Source organism: Paraburkholderia sp. BL6669N2 (assembly GCF_003387275.1).
Lineage (GTDB): Bacteria > Pseudomonadota > Gammaproteobacteria > Burkholderiales > Burkholderiaceae > Paraburkholderia.
Genome location: NZ_QUNA01000002.1, coordinates 2,695,401 through 2,711,263, shown reverse-complemented (window position 1 = coordinate 2,711,263; position 15,863 = coordinate 2,695,401). Strand labels below are relative to the sequence as shown.

At 61.1% G+C, this 15,863-nt stretch carries 12 protein-coding genes and 2 pseudogenes; 6 read left to right on the top strand and 8 right to left on the bottom strand.

Translation table 11 applies throughout. The features are described 5' to 3' along the window. Positions 1 to 106: 106 nt before the first annotated feature. Positions 107 to 274: pseudogene (locus B0G80_RS34670) on the top strand (fatty acid--CoA ligase); the annotation flags it as partial. A gap of 19 nt (positions 275 to 293) precedes the next feature. On the opposite strand, the gene B0G80_RS34665 reads toward B0G80_RS34670, so the two are convergent. Continuing rightward, a complete protein-coding gene (locus B0G80_RS34665; protein WP_116122285.1) occupies positions 294 to 1,535 on the bottom strand; it encodes a CdaR family transcriptional regulator in 1,242 nt (413 codons plus the stop codon). Positions 1,536 to 1,676: 141 nt separating this feature from the next. Continuing rightward, positions 1,677 to 2,840: a CdaR family transcriptional regulator gene (locus B0G80_RS34660; RefSeq protein ID WP_258879133.1), complete on the bottom strand. Its 1,164-nt coding sequence runs from the start codon at positions 2,838 to 2,840 to the stop codon at positions 1,677 to 1,679. Between the two features lie 913 nt (positions 2,841 to 3,753). Between B0G80_RS34660 and B0G80_RS34655 the strand changes: the two are divergent. Beyond that, positions 3,754 to 3,954: pseudogene (locus B0G80_RS34655) on the top strand (acetoacetate decarboxylase family protein); the annotation flags it as partial. Positions 3,955 to 3,967: 13 nt separating this feature from the next. Then, positions 3,968 to 4,927: a helix-turn-helix domain-containing protein gene (locus B0G80_RS34650; protein ID WP_116122282.1), complete on the top strand. Its 960-nt coding sequence runs from the start codon at positions 3,968 to 3,970 to the stop codon at positions 4,925 to 4,927. Positions 4,928 to 5,522: 595 nt separating this feature from the next. Here B0G80_RS34650 and B0G80_RS34635 read toward each other — a convergent pair. Then, the gene (locus tag B0G80_RS34635; RefSeq protein ID WP_116122281.1) at positions 5,523 to 6,482 is read right to left on the bottom strand and encodes a LysR family transcriptional regulator; all 960 of its coding nucleotides are present in this window, start codon (positions 6,480 to 6,482) and stop codon (positions 5,523 to 5,525) included. A gap of 197 nt (positions 6,483 to 6,679) precedes the next feature. Between B0G80_RS34635 and B0G80_RS34630 the strand changes: the two genes are divergently transcribed. Further along, complete coding sequence (locus B0G80_RS34630) at positions 6,680 to 7,303, top strand: TetR/AcrR family transcriptional regulator (RefSeq protein WP_116122280.1); 624 nt, start codon at positions 6,680 to 6,682, stop codon at positions 7,301 to 7,303. A 60-nt stretch (positions 7,304 to 7,363) separates the two neighbouring features. Here the strand turns inward: B0G80_RS34630 and B0G80_RS34625 are convergent, their stop codons facing one another. From B0G80_RS34625 to B0G80_RS34610, 4 genes are all read right to left on the bottom strand, one after another. Then, positions 7,364 to 8,440, bottom strand: coding sequence for an AI-2E family transporter (locus B0G80_RS34625; RefSeq protein WP_116123835.1), 1,077 nt, complete (start codon positions 8,438 to 8,440; stop codon positions 7,364 to 7,366). A 105-nt stretch (positions 8,441 to 8,545) separates the two neighbouring features. After that, the gene (locus B0G80_RS34620; RefSeq protein ID WP_116122279.1) at positions 8,546 to 10,087 is read right to left on the bottom strand and encodes a DHA2 family efflux MFS transporter permease subunit; all 1,542 of its coding nucleotides are present in this window, start codon (positions 10,085 to 10,087) and stop codon (positions 8,546 to 8,548) included. A gap of 12 nt (positions 10,088 to 10,099) precedes the next feature. Then, complete coding sequence (locus B0G80_RS34615; RefSeq protein ID WP_116123834.1) at positions 10,100 to 11,266, bottom strand: HlyD family secretion protein; 1,167 nt, start codon at positions 11,264 to 11,266, stop codon at positions 10,100 to 10,102. 56 nt (positions 11,267 to 11,322) lie between these two features. After that, the gene (locus tag B0G80_RS34610) at positions 11,323 to 12,831 is read right to left on the bottom strand and encodes an efflux transporter outer membrane subunit (RefSeq protein ID WP_116122278.1); all 1,509 of its coding nucleotides are present in this window, start codon (positions 12,829 to 12,831) and stop codon (positions 11,323 to 11,325) included. 188 nt (positions 12,832 to 13,019) lie between these two features. Between B0G80_RS34610 and B0G80_RS34605 the strand changes: the two genes are divergently transcribed. Next, the gene (locus B0G80_RS34605; RefSeq protein WP_116122277.1) at positions 13,020 to 13,637 is read left to right on the top strand and encodes a TetR/AcrR family transcriptional regulator; all 618 of its coding nucleotides are present in this window, start codon (positions 13,020 to 13,022) and stop codon (positions 13,635 to 13,637) included. A 545-nt stretch (positions 13,638 to 14,182) separates the two neighbouring features. Here B0G80_RS34605 and B0G80_RS34600 read toward each other — a convergent pair. After that, a complete protein-coding gene (locus B0G80_RS34600; RefSeq protein WP_116122276.1) occupies positions 14,183 to 14,554 on the bottom strand; it encodes a hypothetical protein in 372 nt (123 codons plus the stop codon). Positions 14,555 to 15,072: 518 nt separating this feature from the next. On the opposite strand from B0G80_RS34600, the gene B0G80_RS34595 reads away from it, so the two are divergent. Further along, complete coding sequence (locus B0G80_RS34595) at positions 15,073 to 15,255, top strand: hypothetical protein (RefSeq protein WP_106283226.1); 183 nt, start codon at positions 15,073 to 15,075, stop codon at positions 15,253 to 15,255. Positions 15,256 to 15,863 lie beyond the last annotated feature (608 nt).

The window sequence follows — 15,863 nt, the reverse complement described above, 5'->3', positions numbered from 1 at the left end:
GAGCGCATTCGCGCCGATCATTTGCCTATTGGGACGACACAGTACGCCAAAGCAGAGATGAAGCCGTGTCTGCCCGTCATCCAGTTCAGGACTTAAGGAGATTCAGATGCGGGACGATGTCCAGGCCGCCGCGCCCTCGGCTTATGCCTACCCATTGCTAATCAGGCGACTGTTGCACACGCCATTCGTTCAGGCGTCGGACCAGGAGATCGTGTATCGCGGACAGGTGCGGACGACCTATACGACGCTGCGCGAGCGCATCGCGCGCCTCGCCTGGAACAGGAGATCGGCATCTACTTTTCCGCCCGACGTAGCTTGAGGGCGATATCGAGCCTCGCAATCCAGCTGACATCATCGAGGCTCGCCCCAAGCAACGCCTCAACGCGCTCAATCCTGTAGTTCAGCGTGTTCGGGTGAATGCCCAGAGCGGCGGCCGACTGTCCGCGTCGCTGTCCCTGCTCGAAGTAGGTTTGCAGCGTCGTCACAAGTTCGGGTTCGGTAGATAGCTGTTCGAGCAGAGAGACGAGATAGCGCAGCGCGTTTGACGCATGGCGCGCGCTTTCTTCGATGAGAATGCTCGAATACATCGCGACTTGCGGTTGGCTTGCGCTTTTCGATACGAAGTCCAATGCTCTCATCGCTTCGTCGACAGAAGCCGACCAACCCGACGCACCCTCATTCATCAGGCCGACGCCGATACCGCGAAGCTCCGGTATCGCAGCGACCATCGCGTTGGCCCGCTCGGTCATCTGGCGATCGGTTCGATTGATCGAATCGCCTCGCAGGCAAGGCACCCACAGAATCATCCGGCCGCGATGCCAGGCGCGTACCAGATCGTCCGGCGCAGCAGACACATGACGGGCTGACGCAAGCGCGATGCGATCGAGTTCCCGTTCACGCTCGTAGGACGTATGAGCAGGCAGTTCGATGTCGATGGCCAGCGCAACGCGTGGCGCGGTGGAATCGAGGCCCAGCGCTTCCGCAATTTCCCGAAACCCAGCGTGGTCGTCGGGTGAATGAAAGACAATGCTGTAAAGCTGATGACGCAATGCTTCCCGCCAGCGCGCTTGCTGGTACTGCTCTTCGAGATAGCTTTGCGCGATGTTCTGCGCCATGACGTCGAAGAAATCGAAGAGGTACGGCGAGATGGCGAACAGCAACTCGTCGACGAGGGTTTTTTCGTTCTCGCCCAGATCGATGTACGTGCGCCAGATTTCACGCGACCCGAGGCGGAAGGCTCGCAGCACGGCCTGCAGCGGCACGCGCTGGTGAACGCGCCGGCAGCCGAATTCACGGAAGCGATCCATCTCTTCTGCCGACGGCGATTTGCCCGTCAGGAGCGACTGGTACCACAAACTCGCCGTCAGATTGATTGACGCGGCGATATCCTGCCTGACGGAGGGCGCGAGGGTTTTGTAGCCCTCCATGCTTATCAGCACCTCATAGGTACGATCGATCACGGCCGCCGGATTCGCCGCAAGTTGAGCCGTGCGTTCACGCAAGCGCTCGCTGATCGTTGGGATGCTGACCGTCATCGTGGGACCCGTCCCTGGAGATGCGTTTGTGCAGGTGCACGTCGGGCATTGAACAGTGACGCCCGTCGGCAAGGACACTATACGACATCACGCGGCGCAGATGATGGATCCGCGGGCATGCAGGACGTCCGCCGGTACGACTCAACAGCCAGCTAGCGTTGAACGGCGCAGCTTGAGTGCGATATCCAGCTTCGAAATCCAGCCGACGTCGTCGAGACTGGCGCCCAGCAGAGATTCGATGCGTTCGATCCGGTAGTTCAGCGTATTGGGATGGATGCCCAGCGTGAGCGCAGACTGTTTGCGACGCTGATTTTTTTCCAGATAGACTTCCAGCGTCGAAACGAGATCGGGTTCGCTCGATAACTGCTGCAGGAGCGCCGACAGGTAGCGCGATGCGGTATCCGTGTGACGGGCGCATTCCGCCATGACGATCGACGAATACAGGGAAACCCTGTTTCTGTCATGACGTTTCGGCGAGAAATCAATGGCCTTCAGCGCTTCCTCGGCGGAACGTGCCCAACCGCTTGCCCCCTCGTTCATCAAGCCCACGCCAATTCTCTGCACATGTGGCAACCCGAGCGCAAGGCTGGCGGCACGATCTGTTACGAGCCGGTCGCTGCGCGTGATGGAATCTCCCCGTACGCATGGCACCCAGATAATCAGACGCTCGCGATGCCACGCTCGCATCAGATCGTCCGGCGCCACTTTCAGATGCCGGGACGCGGCTAATGATATGCGTTCAAATTCATCTTCCCTCGTGGACGAATCAATACCCGTCACCTCGACGTCCAGTGCCAGTGCAATGCGCGGCGCGGAGAAATCGAGTCCGAGCGCCTCTGCAGTCTTGCGAAACGACTTCGCGTCATGGGGCGAATAGAACAAAATATTGCAGAGTAGTTGACGAAGAGAGTTACGCCATCGCGTCTGCCGATGCTGCTCGTCCCGATAGGCTCGCGCAATGCTTCGCACCATGACTTCGAAGTAATCGAAGAAATACGGCGAAACGTCGAACAGAAGCTCCTCGACAAGCTTGCCGTCGGGCTTGCCTAGTTCGATATACGCCCGCCACAACTCGCGCGAACTTTGACGAAGCGCACGCAAGACAAGGTTGAGCGGAACGAACTGGTGAACGCTCCGATGCACCAGTTGCTCGAAGCCGCTGAGGTCTGCGGCCGTGGGTAGCTCACCGGAAAGAAGCGACTTGAACCACAGGTTGACTGAAAACGTAATCGATTCGGCAACGTCATGTCTCAGCGCGGGAGTCAGCGCCTGGTATTCGTTGGGGCTCGTCAGCGTTGCATACACGCGGTCAATCAGTGGAGACGGGTTGTGCGCCAGGGCAGCTGTTTTTTCGCGCAAGCGATTGCTGATAATTGGCATTCTTCTCAAAGCAATCCACCTTAATTGTCAAATCGGGCGGACGACACCCATCGGGTATTCGCACTCTACCAGCGCACCCACTTGAGTTATTCGTGGAAATCGCCTGGATATCTTGTGGAATTCCACAATGTGCCGGGACAGCCGACATTCGCTGGTGTCTACCTCCTTGCGGCCATGCATGGCGGTTCGTACGGCGACCGGCGGCCATAGCGGTCACAGTTTTCCGACGATAAGTTGCATCCGGACGCCTGTTTGCACGATATGAGCCGCATAGTTCCTGTACAACCCGCGGATCGCATCGAGGACGTGTGTGGTCGTTGTTAGACGTGGGCGGGCACGGTCGAAACCACCCCCGGACGGGAGAGCGCAAGACGGTGAAGTATGGGAGCTCGCCCTGTCTAGCAACGCTGCGGTGGCGGGCGCTGCAGTTCCAAACTGTACAAACACACAATCATCTTCGTTGATTTGTCCAATGTCTCAACGTCGTTACCGATGATAGATTGAAATGGATCTCGTTCAAATCTTCGATCCCGTGTTTCCGAGGTGCACCTTGATGGACTGGATAAAAAGCATCCGACGAGGCACGCGTGATCTACGGGGTCGTTCAGATGGCGAGCGAGGTCATTAACGATCCACGGATTCATGCAAGCCGCGCGTTCCTGCCTGTCGATGATCCGGAGGTCCGGGCGCGGCGTACCCGTCGCCAGCCCACTGAAGCGCCGATGGTGTCGCCGCATCACCAGGCTACTCGACCGCGCGGGTCGGCGATCTGATGACGGCAGCCGCAGTCGCGAAAGACACCACATCCTGAAGCTGCTCACCCGGCTACAGGCATTCGGCCTATCTCGACAATCTGGCCGGCGTCACCGCGGGACGGGAGATTCTTGGCTTTTCCAAGGTGTTCGTGTCCCCGAGGCCTGAGGTCGGCGGAGACAGCCTCGCCGGCACACTCGACTACAACGGCGTGCGTGTCGCCACCGCATCCACGACCTATAAGTACCGCGCTCCCGCAGAAGCTGCCAACAGAAAATCACTTTAAGGAGATCCAGGATATGTCGAGTGTCGAGCCACGTTCGATTGCGCGGTTGTCGACGCAAGACGTGCCACCGGTGCGGCGGCTCGAATACTGGACCGACGTTCTCGCTTCTGCGCTCCTGCCGATGGCGATTGATTGCCAATCGCCGTGCCAATTCGAGTCGAGTCTCCTGAGCGCCCCGCTCGGCATGATCACGCTAACCGCTACGCGTGGATCAGCACACGATGCGCTGACCACGCAACGTGAGATCCCGCAGAGTCGAGGTCGTTCGTTTCACCTGGTTATGAGCCGTAATCTCCCTTGGACGATGACGCACCGCGGCCAGGCGCGGCTTCTGCCCGGCGAGTTGGTACTTTTCGATTCACAGCTTGAGTTCGAGATGAATTGTCCAGACACGTACGACTTCCTGAACTTGACGCTCCCACCAGAATGGCTGGCCATGTGGGGCTCGAATGTGGAGACCCTGACCGGTCGGAGAATTTCAGCAGACTCCGGATGGGGGCGAGTGCTGTCAAGCTATGTGAACCAGCTCTCGCCGGAGTTTGCCCTGCGCGCGCCGCTGGCTGAATCCGTTCTCGCCGATCAGGTCGGTGCGTTGCTTGCGCTTACGGCCCATGAGCTTTCAGGCCAATCACTCAGGATGCCACCTGTGGAGCGATCCCTGCTTGAGCGGATTCACGAGTGCATCATGCAGCGTCGTACTGAGCCGCAGCTAACTGCAAGCGACATTGCAGCAATGTTGAATGTGTCGCTTCGCACCGTGCACCGGGTTCTGGCAAACAGCGGCGAGACGTTCGGTCAACAGTTGTTGAAAGCCAGGATGGAAGCGGCGGTACGTATGCTCCAGTCACGGGCATTTGATCGCGTAACAACCGCTGAGATTGGCCGACGCGCCGGATTCTCGGATGCCTCGCATTTCGTGCGCGTGATTCGCCGATGGACCGGCCGGACTCCCCAGCAGCTTAAGGGCGGCTGATTGAGAAATGATCCGTTTCCTGGCTAAATAGATGGAATGGTCGCCTCCCGCCTTAACGGACCGACCGACGCCGCAGCAACCCCGGCGACGATGTCGAGCCCGAGTATCGTCTCCGTTGGGATATCTCGTTGTGCGTGGATCGCCTGCGAGACCTGAAGCACGTGGCCAAGCCGCTTGTGCTCAAAGACCGCGCCCTGGTCAATTTCGGCCAGCTAGTCTTACTGCCTGGATGGCACTGCACGTCTAGAGTGATGCGATCACTGGTGGTGTGGAACCGCCGTCCGGACAGTCAGACAAGCGAGGCTGGATTCTGGCATCAACTGCTACTCGCTTCGCACTTTGAATTCGCCCATCCGACGAAACCGCCGAAAAAAGCGGAAGGCATCTACATGTGCAAACAGCGCTTATTGCACTAGCGAATAGCGCTAAGAAAAATTACGTGATACTAACCATTGCCAAAGCGCCAGATCGACTTCGAGCTGGCTTGCGCGATACAGAACTGCCGAACATTGCCCGCAGCGCGCGGCGGCGGTACACGCTGTCACAATGCTCGCAAACGACGAGAGTAGGGAAGGTTTGCATGAGCATCCGGCAATCAGGACGGCCCGCCACTGCCCCCAGCCACAGTTCGCTGCTGTTGCGCGTGGCCCGCCTGAGCAGCGCGCGCGTCGAAGTATGACGTCGTATAGTCGATGAACGCCCGGACCTTCGCCGTCATCAGGCTCCGGTCCCGATATGCGAGCCTGAGTTCGGCGTCCCCGCTCATGAGCTCGAAGTCGGGCAGCAGCTGTACCAGCCGGCCATCGTCCAGCTCCTTGCCGACCATCGTCAGCGGCAACACGCCGAGACCAGCACCGCTCATTACCAGTTCCTTGTTCAACGCGGCGTTGTTGGTCGATACGTCGTGTTCGAGTGGCACGGCAATCTGTTCGCCACCGCGCCGGAACCGCAGTTGTGGTTCGCTGATCGAGGCGAGGATTGTCACGAAGCGGAATGCGGCGAGATCGTTGGGCCTTTGCGGCAGCCGGCGCCCCTGCAGATAGCTGGGCGAGCCCACTACGGCGAGGGGCAGGCGGCACAACGAACGGGTGATCGTCAGCTCGCTGGTCAGCATGAACGGCAGCACGATGCCGAGATCGAAGGCTTCCTTGATCAGATCCACTGTCCGTTCCGCGAGCGTCAATTCGAGCTGCACAGCTGGATACCGGGCACGGAACCCGGCGATCAGCGGTGGCAGCTCGATCAGCGCCGCAGTGGTGTGGGCGACGAGCCGCAATACCCCTGCAGGCTCCCGTGCGCGCTCCCCGGCACCGGCCTCGAGCACGTCCAGTTCAGCAACCACGCGCGAGCAGCCGCCGTAAAACTCCTCCCCGGATTCAGTGAGTGCGAGGTGTCGGGTCGTACGCTGAAAGAGACGCACGCCAAGCCTGGTTTCGAGCCCGGTGATCGCGCGCGAGACGACTGTCTTTGAGATGCCCAATGCATTGGCGGCGTGCGTGAAGCTCTGCATTTCGACGACGGTACAAAAGGTTCGCAGCGTTTCGAGATGGTCCATAAGTGTTCGCAATCCAGAGTGAATCGAAATTCAAAACCATACGGTTCAGTATAGTGAAACATACTGTTGCCGTCAACGTAAATAAACCATACAGTTCAGTTATGTTAAAGTCCGCACGTGTAAAGACGGAAGATTGATCAGATGCGTCGCCGCCGGCGGCGGCGTCGATTCGATCGCGTAAACAAAAGGAGAACCCGATGAGGGGGAAAACGGAAGCCAAGCGGCAGGCGATTGTTGACGCCGCGTTTGAGGTGTTCAGTGAGGTGGGATTCGAGCACGCGTCGATGTCCGAGATCGCGGCACGGGCAGGCGGTTCGAAAGCCACGCTCTACAGCTACTTCGAGTCGAAGGAAGAGATGTTCACTGAGTTCATGACCGCCGCCGCGGAGGAGGAAGTCGGAGCGGCGTTCGAGCTGCTCAAGACCTCCACGCCGGTTCGCGATGCACTGGCGAGCTTCGGCACGCACTATCTGATTGCGGTGCTGAAACCGCAACTGCTCGCGATACGCCGTCTCGCGCATCGCGAAGGCGGCCGGTCAAAGATCGGCGCCCTGTTTTATGAGCGCGGGCCGAAGCTCGGCTGGCAAACGGTGGCTGTCTTCCTGGAGCAATTGATTGACGCCGGGCAGCTGCGCAACTGTAACGCAGCCATCGCGACAGCGCATCTGCGCACGCTGTATGAGGCTGAGCTGATGGAGCTCTGCCTGTTTGGCGTGCCGGCCGATACCAGCCCCCGCAACATCGCGAAGGTCGTCCAGAGAGCGGTCGACGTGTTCATGGCCGCGTACGGGTCGACGGACGCCGCACAGACCACGCACTGATCATCGGGCTGCCGCCCGCATTGTCCGGGCGGCAGATCGGCATCCAGGGCAAACCGGGGGTCAATCCTTATAAAGCGCACTGGCCACATAGCGGCGGCGCAGGTCGCCCAGCAGCGCCGCAAGGATCGCACTGACCGGCAGCGCGAGCAGCACGCCAAAAAAGCCAAAAAGTTCGCCAAATGCAAGCAGGGCGAAGATCACCGCGAGCGGGTGTAGACCGATGCGGTTACCCACGAATCTGGGAACAAGAAAAGAACTTTCGAGAACCTGCCCAACTCCGTACACGGCTGCGACTGCGCCGATGCCGTACCAGCCGCCAAATTGCAGAAGCGCGGCAAGAAGGGCAAAGGCGAGTCCCAGGGCGAAACCCACGTAGGGGATGAACACCGCGAAGCCGGTGAAGAGTCCGATGGGCAACGCAATGTCGAGGCCGGCCAGAGTCAACGCTACCGGGTAGAACACGGCGAGCACGCCCATCACGAGCAACTGGCCGCGCAAGTATTGCGACAACATGTGGTCCATCTCGGTCACGAGTCCCCGGACCTTGCAGACCCAGCGCCGCGGCACAAGACTTTCCATCCGCGCGAATATCTGGTGCCTGTCGTAAAGCTGATAGAAAAGGACAAGCGGCACCAGTATGAGGTTGCTGACAACAGGAAGCACGACGTTGCTGCCTGTACGCACGTACCGCCCGGCGGCGAGTATGACGGTCTGGCCGTTGCCGATCGTGTCGCCCGTCAGCAGGTGGCGGACTGCGGGCAGGTCGAGTGAGTAGCTGACGCCCAGCAGTGCCAGCTTCGGTTGCAGCCACGCGTTCAGGCCGGCGATGAAAACGGGAATGTTCTTCGCGAGCTCGGGTCCTTCCTTGTGGATCACGGCGAACGCAAGCAGCGGCAGCAGGGTCAGGAGCGATGCGAACAGGAGCATCATCAGGAGCACGGCCACCGTACGCGGCACACGCTTGCGCACCAGCCACTCGACGCCTGGCTGCAACATGTACGCGACGAGCGCGCCGAGCAGGAATGGCGTGAGAACCGGTCGCAGGATCCATAGAAGAATACCGAGGCCAGCGGCGATGGCGCTCCAGACGAGAGCCTGGCGTTGATAGGAGGTCAGGGGCATGGTTGAGAGTCGTATTCGGGTGACCCGCAACTGACAGCGCAGAAAAGACTGCGGCGTATCGAGCAGGGTCATCAGTGTCGCCATTCAAATGAGCGGGGCGCGCACGCGCGCCCCCCGCGCTCAGTGCGCCTGCGACGTATCGGCCACACGCGTTGGTTTGGGCGCAATCCAGATCGCAAGTGCGCCAATGACAAAGCAGCATGCGATGCTGAAGAAAAGCTGGTTGGTGGCCAGCATCACTGCTTGTGACTCGACCATGTTGCTGATCTGCGCCTGCGCCTGATGTGCGCTCCAGCCGGAGCCCGTCAGCGAGGCCGTGAAGTGGCCGGCTTGGTCGACGAGGCCGGACAGCTCCGCGCGGTTGTACTTGGTCTTGTTCTCCCACAACGTGTTGACGACCGACGTGGCAATCGCTCCGCCGAAGGTCCGGCAGAAGCTCATTAGTCCCGCTGCCGAAGCCGTTTCGGGCTCGTCGACACTGCTTAGGCCGAGGCTCGTCGTCGGGACGAAGAAGAACGGTAGTCCCACGCCTTGCAGCAACAGCGGCAACGCCACCTGCCAGAAGTCCATATCCGAATTGGCATGGGTGCGGAACAGCGTCACCGAGCCGAGCCACATCACGCCGGCAAACACGAGCCAGCGTCCATCGAACTTCGTTGACAGTTTGGCCGCAAGCGGCGCGGAGACGACCGCGAAGATGCCGGTGGTCGCCGTCGCGTAGCCGGCCCACGTGGCCGTGTACCCCATATTGCTCTGCAACCACAGTGGCGTGAGCACGGTGGCGCCGAAGTACGCGCCGAACGCCAGCGTCATGGTCACCACGCTCGCACCAAAGCCACGATGGCGGAACACCCGTAGATCGACGATGGGGTTACGCTCGGTCAGCTCCCAGATGAGGAAAGCCAGGAAGCCAATCACTGCCGTCACCGCCAGTACGCGAATTTCGAGCGAACTGAACCAGTCCTTATCCTTGCCCTCATCGATCATGATCTGCAGCGCCGAGACCCAGATGACCAGTAACACCAGTCCGACCGTGTCGATCCGCATCCGTATCTTCTCGGATTCATAGCGCTTGAGCAGCATCCATCCGGCGTATGCGCAGATCAGCGACACCGGCACGTTGATGAAGAAGATGTAGGACCAGTGGTAGTCGTCGCAGATGACACCGCCCAGCACAGGCCCCATCACCGGCGCCAGCAGTGTCGTCATGCTCCACAGGCCGAGCGCAGCGGCCGTCTTCTCCTTCGGGAAGATGCGCAGCAGCAGGGTTTGCGAGAGAGGCATGAGCGGGCCGCCCGCGAGGCCCTGCAGCACACGGAACAGCACCAGCGTGGTGAGCGACGTCGCCATTCCGCACAGTGCCGAACCCAGTCCGAACATGACCAGCGCCGCGATGAACACGCGTACCGTCCCGAAGCGACTCGCGAGCCAGCCGGTCAGCGGAACCGTGATCGCTTCGGCCACCGCATAGGACGTGATGACGTACGTGCCCTGGCTCGTCGAGGAGCCGAGTGCACCGGAAATGGTCGCCACGGACACGTTCGCAATGGTGCTGTCCAGCACCGCGACAAAGTTGGCGGCGGCGATCATCACCGCCGCGAGAATCAGCATGGGGCCGGACAGCGGCGGCAATGCGATGTCGTTGACCTGACTGGAAGACATGGCGGCGGATCCTTAGTGAGCGGGCGCGTCGTTGCCGCCGCGCGTGTCGACCGTCGCTTCCATCGACAGGTTGATGCCGAGCGGGTGCGCGCGAAGCTCGGCCGGATCGATCCTGACGCGCACCGGCAGACGCTGCACCACCTTGATCCAGTTGCCGGTCGCATTCTGCGCGGGAATCATCGCGAACGCCGAGCCTGAGCCGCCGGCCAGGCCCGCGACCTTGCCGTGATAGACGACCTTGCTGCCGTACAGGTCCGACTCCAGTTCCACCGGCTGTCCGATGCGCACCTTGCCGAGCTGCGTCTCCTTGAAATTGGCATCGACGTAGACGGATTCGATCGGCACGACCGACATCAACGCCGCGCCGGTCTGAACGCGCTGCCCCACCTGAACCTGGCGGCTCGCGACGACACCGTCGACCGGCGCGCGCAGCACGGTGCGCTCGAGATCGACGCGTGCCTGATCGCGCTTCGCACGTGCGAGCAGGACCTCCGGATTGGTTTCGACCGTCGTGTCCGCAATCAGTACCTTGTTCGCCTCGAGCGAGCCGACTGCGGCGTCGCGGCTTGCCTTCGCCTGCAAGGCCGCAGCGCGGGCTGCGTCGAGCGCCGCCCTGGCGGTGGCAAACGCAGCGCGCGCGTTGCTCAGCTCTTCACCGGATACGCTCCCGGTGTGGCTCAGCACTTCGCGGCGCTGCAGGTCGATCGCCGCGCGGTCAAAGTCGGCCTGGGCCGATGCGATCTGCGCGGCCATCCGGGTCTGGTCGGCTGCGCGCGCACTGACCTGCGCGCTCAGTTGCGTATCCGTCGCGACATAGCCGCGAACTTTGCGTTCGGCGCGGCCCACATCGGCCTCAGCCTGCGCGAGTGCAATCTTTGCGTCGGTGTCGTCGATGACCACCAATACGTCGCCCTTATGTACCTGCTGCGTATTCACCACCGGAACGCTCCTGACGATCCCGCTCACCGCCGGCGTGATCGACGCGACTTCGGCTGCGGTGTACGCGTTATCGGTCGACACGTGGTGCGACGCGATGAAGTGCCAGTAGCTTGCGTAGGCTAGACCGGCGACGAGAATGGCGCCGCCGAGCAGCGCGAACAGCTTCTTGCGGTTCGAAGCGGGAGCGGGGGCCGCGGCACCGGTATCGGCGGGAGCAGCGGAAGCGGGCGAGTCCGGCATCAGCGACTCGCTGGTTTTGATGAATTGGGTTTCAGACATGATCGGAGTCCTCGAAATCAGCTTTGTTTGTTGGGATGGGTTGCGTCGGTCGCGGCCGGCGTGCTGGCCTGATATCCGCCGCCGAGAGCGCGCACGAGCGCGACATCGAGCGAGAAGGTGCGCGAGCGGATATCGGCGAGCTGGCGCTGTGCCGAGGTCATCGTGTCGGCGGCGTTCAGCACCTCGAGATAACCGGCAAGGCCGGCACGATAGCGATCGAGCGCGACCTGGTGCGCCTGGGCTGCGTCGTCATAGGCGGCTTGCGTCGCTTGCAGCCGGTCCGCCAGCGCGCGTTTGCTTGCGGCAACGTCGGCCACGTCGTGCAGCGCCTTTGTCAGCGTTTCGTCGTAGTTCGCGACCGCCTCGTCGTAAGTCGCCCGCGCGCCGCGCAGTTCGCCGCGCAAACGTCCGCCATTGAAGATGGGCAGTGTGATCGCCGGACCGAAGTTGCCGGCCAGCGAAGCCGCGTTCGTCAGCATGTTCAGGCCAAGCGACTGGAAGCCGATCGACGCGCCGAGCGTGATGTCGGGATAAAACCCGGCTCGCGCGACGTCGATCCGCTTCGCCGCCGCCTCTACACGCAGGCGTGCAATCACCACGTCCGGACGGCGGCCAAGCAGGCCGAGTCCAAGGTTGGCGGGCATCTCGGCGGGCTGCGTCAGATCGACGGCCGGCGGTGCGATGCGCAGGCCGCGGTCGGGACCGGCGCCCATCAGCGCGGCGATCTGGTTGCGCTCGAGTGCCACCGATTCATCCAGCGCGAGAAGGTCGGCCTGCGCGCTTTGCTGCTTCGACTCCGCCTGCTTCACACCTGCCTGCGTTTCGAGCCCGTTGGCGAAGCGCTCACGGAACAGCTGTGCGGATTGCGTGCGCACCTGCAGTGCCGCCTGCGCACTGTCGCGCTCGGCGAACAGACGCGCGAGGTCGGCATACGCTGCCGCGATCGACGCCGAGAGAACCATGCGGGCCTGTGCGGCATCGGCGCGTGCGGCGTCGAGCTCCGACGTAGCGGCGGCCAGCGCCGCGCGATTCTTGCCCCAGAAGTCGATTTCGTAGTTGAAATTCAGCTCGGCGCTGCCGTAGGGGCGCCATCCGTGGGGAACGAAATCCGAGGGAATACCGTTGTTGTAGCTCTGTTTTTTCTTCTGGACCGAGCCGTCCGCGTCGATTTCGGGCAGCAGCGCCGCGCCGGCCACCTGCGCCGACGCCTCGGCGTTATGCAGCCGCGCCTGGGCGGCCGCCAGTGTCGGCTCATCCTGGAGCGCTTCTCCGATCAGCGCGTTCAGTTGCGGATCGTTGTAGCCGAGCCACCACTGATCGGTAGGCCACGCTGACGCCGAGCTGCCCTGTTTGCCGCCGACCGCACTGAGACTCTGCGCAGTCTCATAGCTGCTGATGTCTTTCGTGACCGGCTTCTGCGCCATGTCGGGCAGTTGCGCGCAAGCGCTCACCACCATCGCGAACGCGAACGCGACGGCCAGCCTCACCGGTTTCACCTGACTCCGAATGTCCGTGCTCTCTTGCATGATCTCCTGCTCCCTTCGCTCCTTTACGATACCGGGCAGTCTAGTTATACGGATCTTGCCTGTCAACAGAAATAAACTGTACGGTTCAGATATGATAAGATCACACCATTGGAAGTCGAAGGCCGGTCACGGTGTCGCCGCCGGCCATGTCGTTGATCGGTCTTGCAGAGAGAAGGAGGGCATTGAAAATGAGGGTGAAGACAGAAGAAAAGCGGCAGGCGATCGTCGACGCCGCGTTCCAGGTGTTTTGTGAAGTGGGGTTCGAACGGGCATCCATGTCCGAGATCGCGGCGCGGGCAGGCGGATCAAAAGCCACGCTCTACAGCTATTTCGAGTCCAAGGATCTGATGTTCGCGGACGTCATGATGGCCGCCGCGGAGGAAGCCAAAGTAGCGACGGAGCTACTCAAAACCTCGCTGCCGATTCGCGAGACACTGCTGAGGTTCGGCAAGCACTATCTCGCCGCCACGCTCAAGCCGCAGATACTGGCGGTGCGCCGTCTAGCAAATCACGAAGGCGGCCGCTCGCACGTCGGCGCCCTGTTTTATGACCGCGGGCCGAAGGTCGGCTGGCAAATGGTGGCTGACTTCCTGCAGCAGGCGATTGACGGCGGGCAGCTGCGCAGCTGTAACGCAGACGTCGCGACCGCGCATCTGCGCGGGCTATATGAAGCGGAGTTGCTGGAGCTTTGCCTGCTGGGTGTGCCGGCGGATACCAGTTCCCGCAACGTCGCCAAAGTCGTTCAAAGAGCGGTCGACGTGTTTCTGGCCGCCTATGGGCCGACGGACAAAGGTGACGTCGCATAGGCAGGCGCCTGAACTCGGGCGATGGCAGGCGAACCGCCACCGTTTCGCCAGGTGGGCGGCTCCGTCCAACCCCCAGTCTATTGCTCGACCAGCCACGGTGTCGCGGCCAGCGAGTTGCGGACGTCATATGGCAAACACCGTCATGCATCGCATGCATGCCTACCGCGACGAACAGAATCGGGGTAGGCGCGACAATCGCTAGTCTCTCAGGTATGGTTGCGGCGCTTGCGCGGCCATACGGGTTATTTCGGAAGCTGGGTCGGTACTTGGGTCGGTACTTGGGTCGACGCTTGTGTCGGAAGCTGGTTCGGAAGTTGCGGAAGCTGTGGAGGGTGCGGAAGCTGCGGCCCACCCTGTGAAAGCTGCTTCGTGGGGGACTGTCCGGTGGAGGGAAGCTGCTGCGATGGGAATTGCTGCGGCAGATTGCTTTGCGCAAGCACAGATGTGCTGGTAAGGAATGCGAACAGTACGGCGAAGGTCTTTTTCATTTCAATTTTTCCAGCTGGTTGTCCTGAATTTGATGCGATTGGCAGCCGCAGGCCGTATCAGCGCGCGGCCAGGATTGCCTTGTAACGCCAGGGCGCCGTTGCGGTACTGAAGTCGACGGATCGGTTCGACGCTACGTTGTCTGAGGGGCGGGAAGCGGACGAACTATCCACCCCGCCGTAGTTGTTGAACGCCTGTCGTTGGGCTTCTACGCGGGCTAACACCGCCTGAAAGTCCATTGCATGTCGTGTAGCGGCGCTCGTGCGGTCGTGATAGCCGACCGTTCGACCCTCAACCGCTTTACGCTGAACCGTTTGCGCAGCCGCTGGCTCATACTTTTGGGGAGCATCGCTGTTAGCGAATGCGGCGGTCGAGAAGGACAGGAGTGACGCGACAACAGGGGCGGGGAGGAAGGTCTTCGACTTTTGCATGATCAGACTCCATATCGAGCGTCGTGCAGGAGACGCGGTGTTTGGGGAACAACGGTCTGGCGAGGCATGAGTGCTGTTTGCCAGTTCGTTGGTGCCAGTTTAGTCAGTTACCGTCTGCTTACAAGCATCCCCCGGAGCAACGGAGAGTTGCCGCCGCTGCAAGCCTAGCAGCCGATTGCCCTGAAGCGCCGCGCGCTTCTATACCGTGTCCGAAGGCACGGACGCTGCGGACCATCTGAATGACACGTACCGCAGTCGCTTCGGCGGTTTCAAACTGGGCGTCACGTCAACGATATCAGCGGATCGAGCGTGGACGCCTCGACAGAGGTTCGTTAATAAGACCGCACGTGAGTACGGGAATAGCGTCCGCTTGTTGTTCTGCTGCCCGCGATTCGCGGTTCACGCAAACCCCGTGTATTGAAGATCTCGCAACTCATAGTTGCGCGCGTCGAATGATGGCGCGCTTTGCTTATACTGCATCCACTCATACACACTTCGCTATTTACGCAGGAATGCTTATGGCACACCAAATCATGTTCCAGGTCGGTTCATCGAACACGGAAGTCATTCATGAAGTCGTTCAGCATGCGTTGCGCAGCGCTGCTACGGCCTCCACCACGAATGGGGCTATCGATGTGCTTGGCCAGGCGCTACTCGAGGTCGAGCGCCTAGCCGCGCAGACGAGCGTCCTCACGCATTGACCCATCCGCGCGTCTGCCGCCGTCCGCGAGCCGGACGGCAACGCAGCGCGCGGCGCATTGCGACCGCCGGTGCAGTGCGCTTGCATTTTTCTAAATCTACGACGATGTTAATCATCAAATATGATATTGTTATCATATTTAGTCCTGTCCACGAAATGGCGTAGGAGAGTCGTCCCCAACGCCAGCGCACGCTGTATCAACCGCGGAGATGTCACTCATAACTGTTCGACCAAAACCTGAACGATTCGCTGCATCGGTGGCAGGAATGATGCGACGATCGCGCTTCTTTTTCGCCTTGCTGTGCCAGTTCCCGCTCGCTGCGATGGTCTGCGGTTGCTCCACGATCGTGATGCCGACACCTCGGGTCATTGCGATTGTTGTTCCCGCGATGGCTGCACCGGTGATGATGCCGCAGCCCCATCCGAAGGCGCCTCCATTGTGGATTTAGGTCGCCGGGCGACCCGGCGGGCGTTCGCAGATAGGCACCCGCACGCCGGCGACACCGCAAGACCCGTCACGTCAACAGGGTAATGCCAGGATGACTCGCAGCGCCGCTAAAGTTGCGACGCGAATCTGACGGATACGCCGGCGGACGACCGCATCATCGC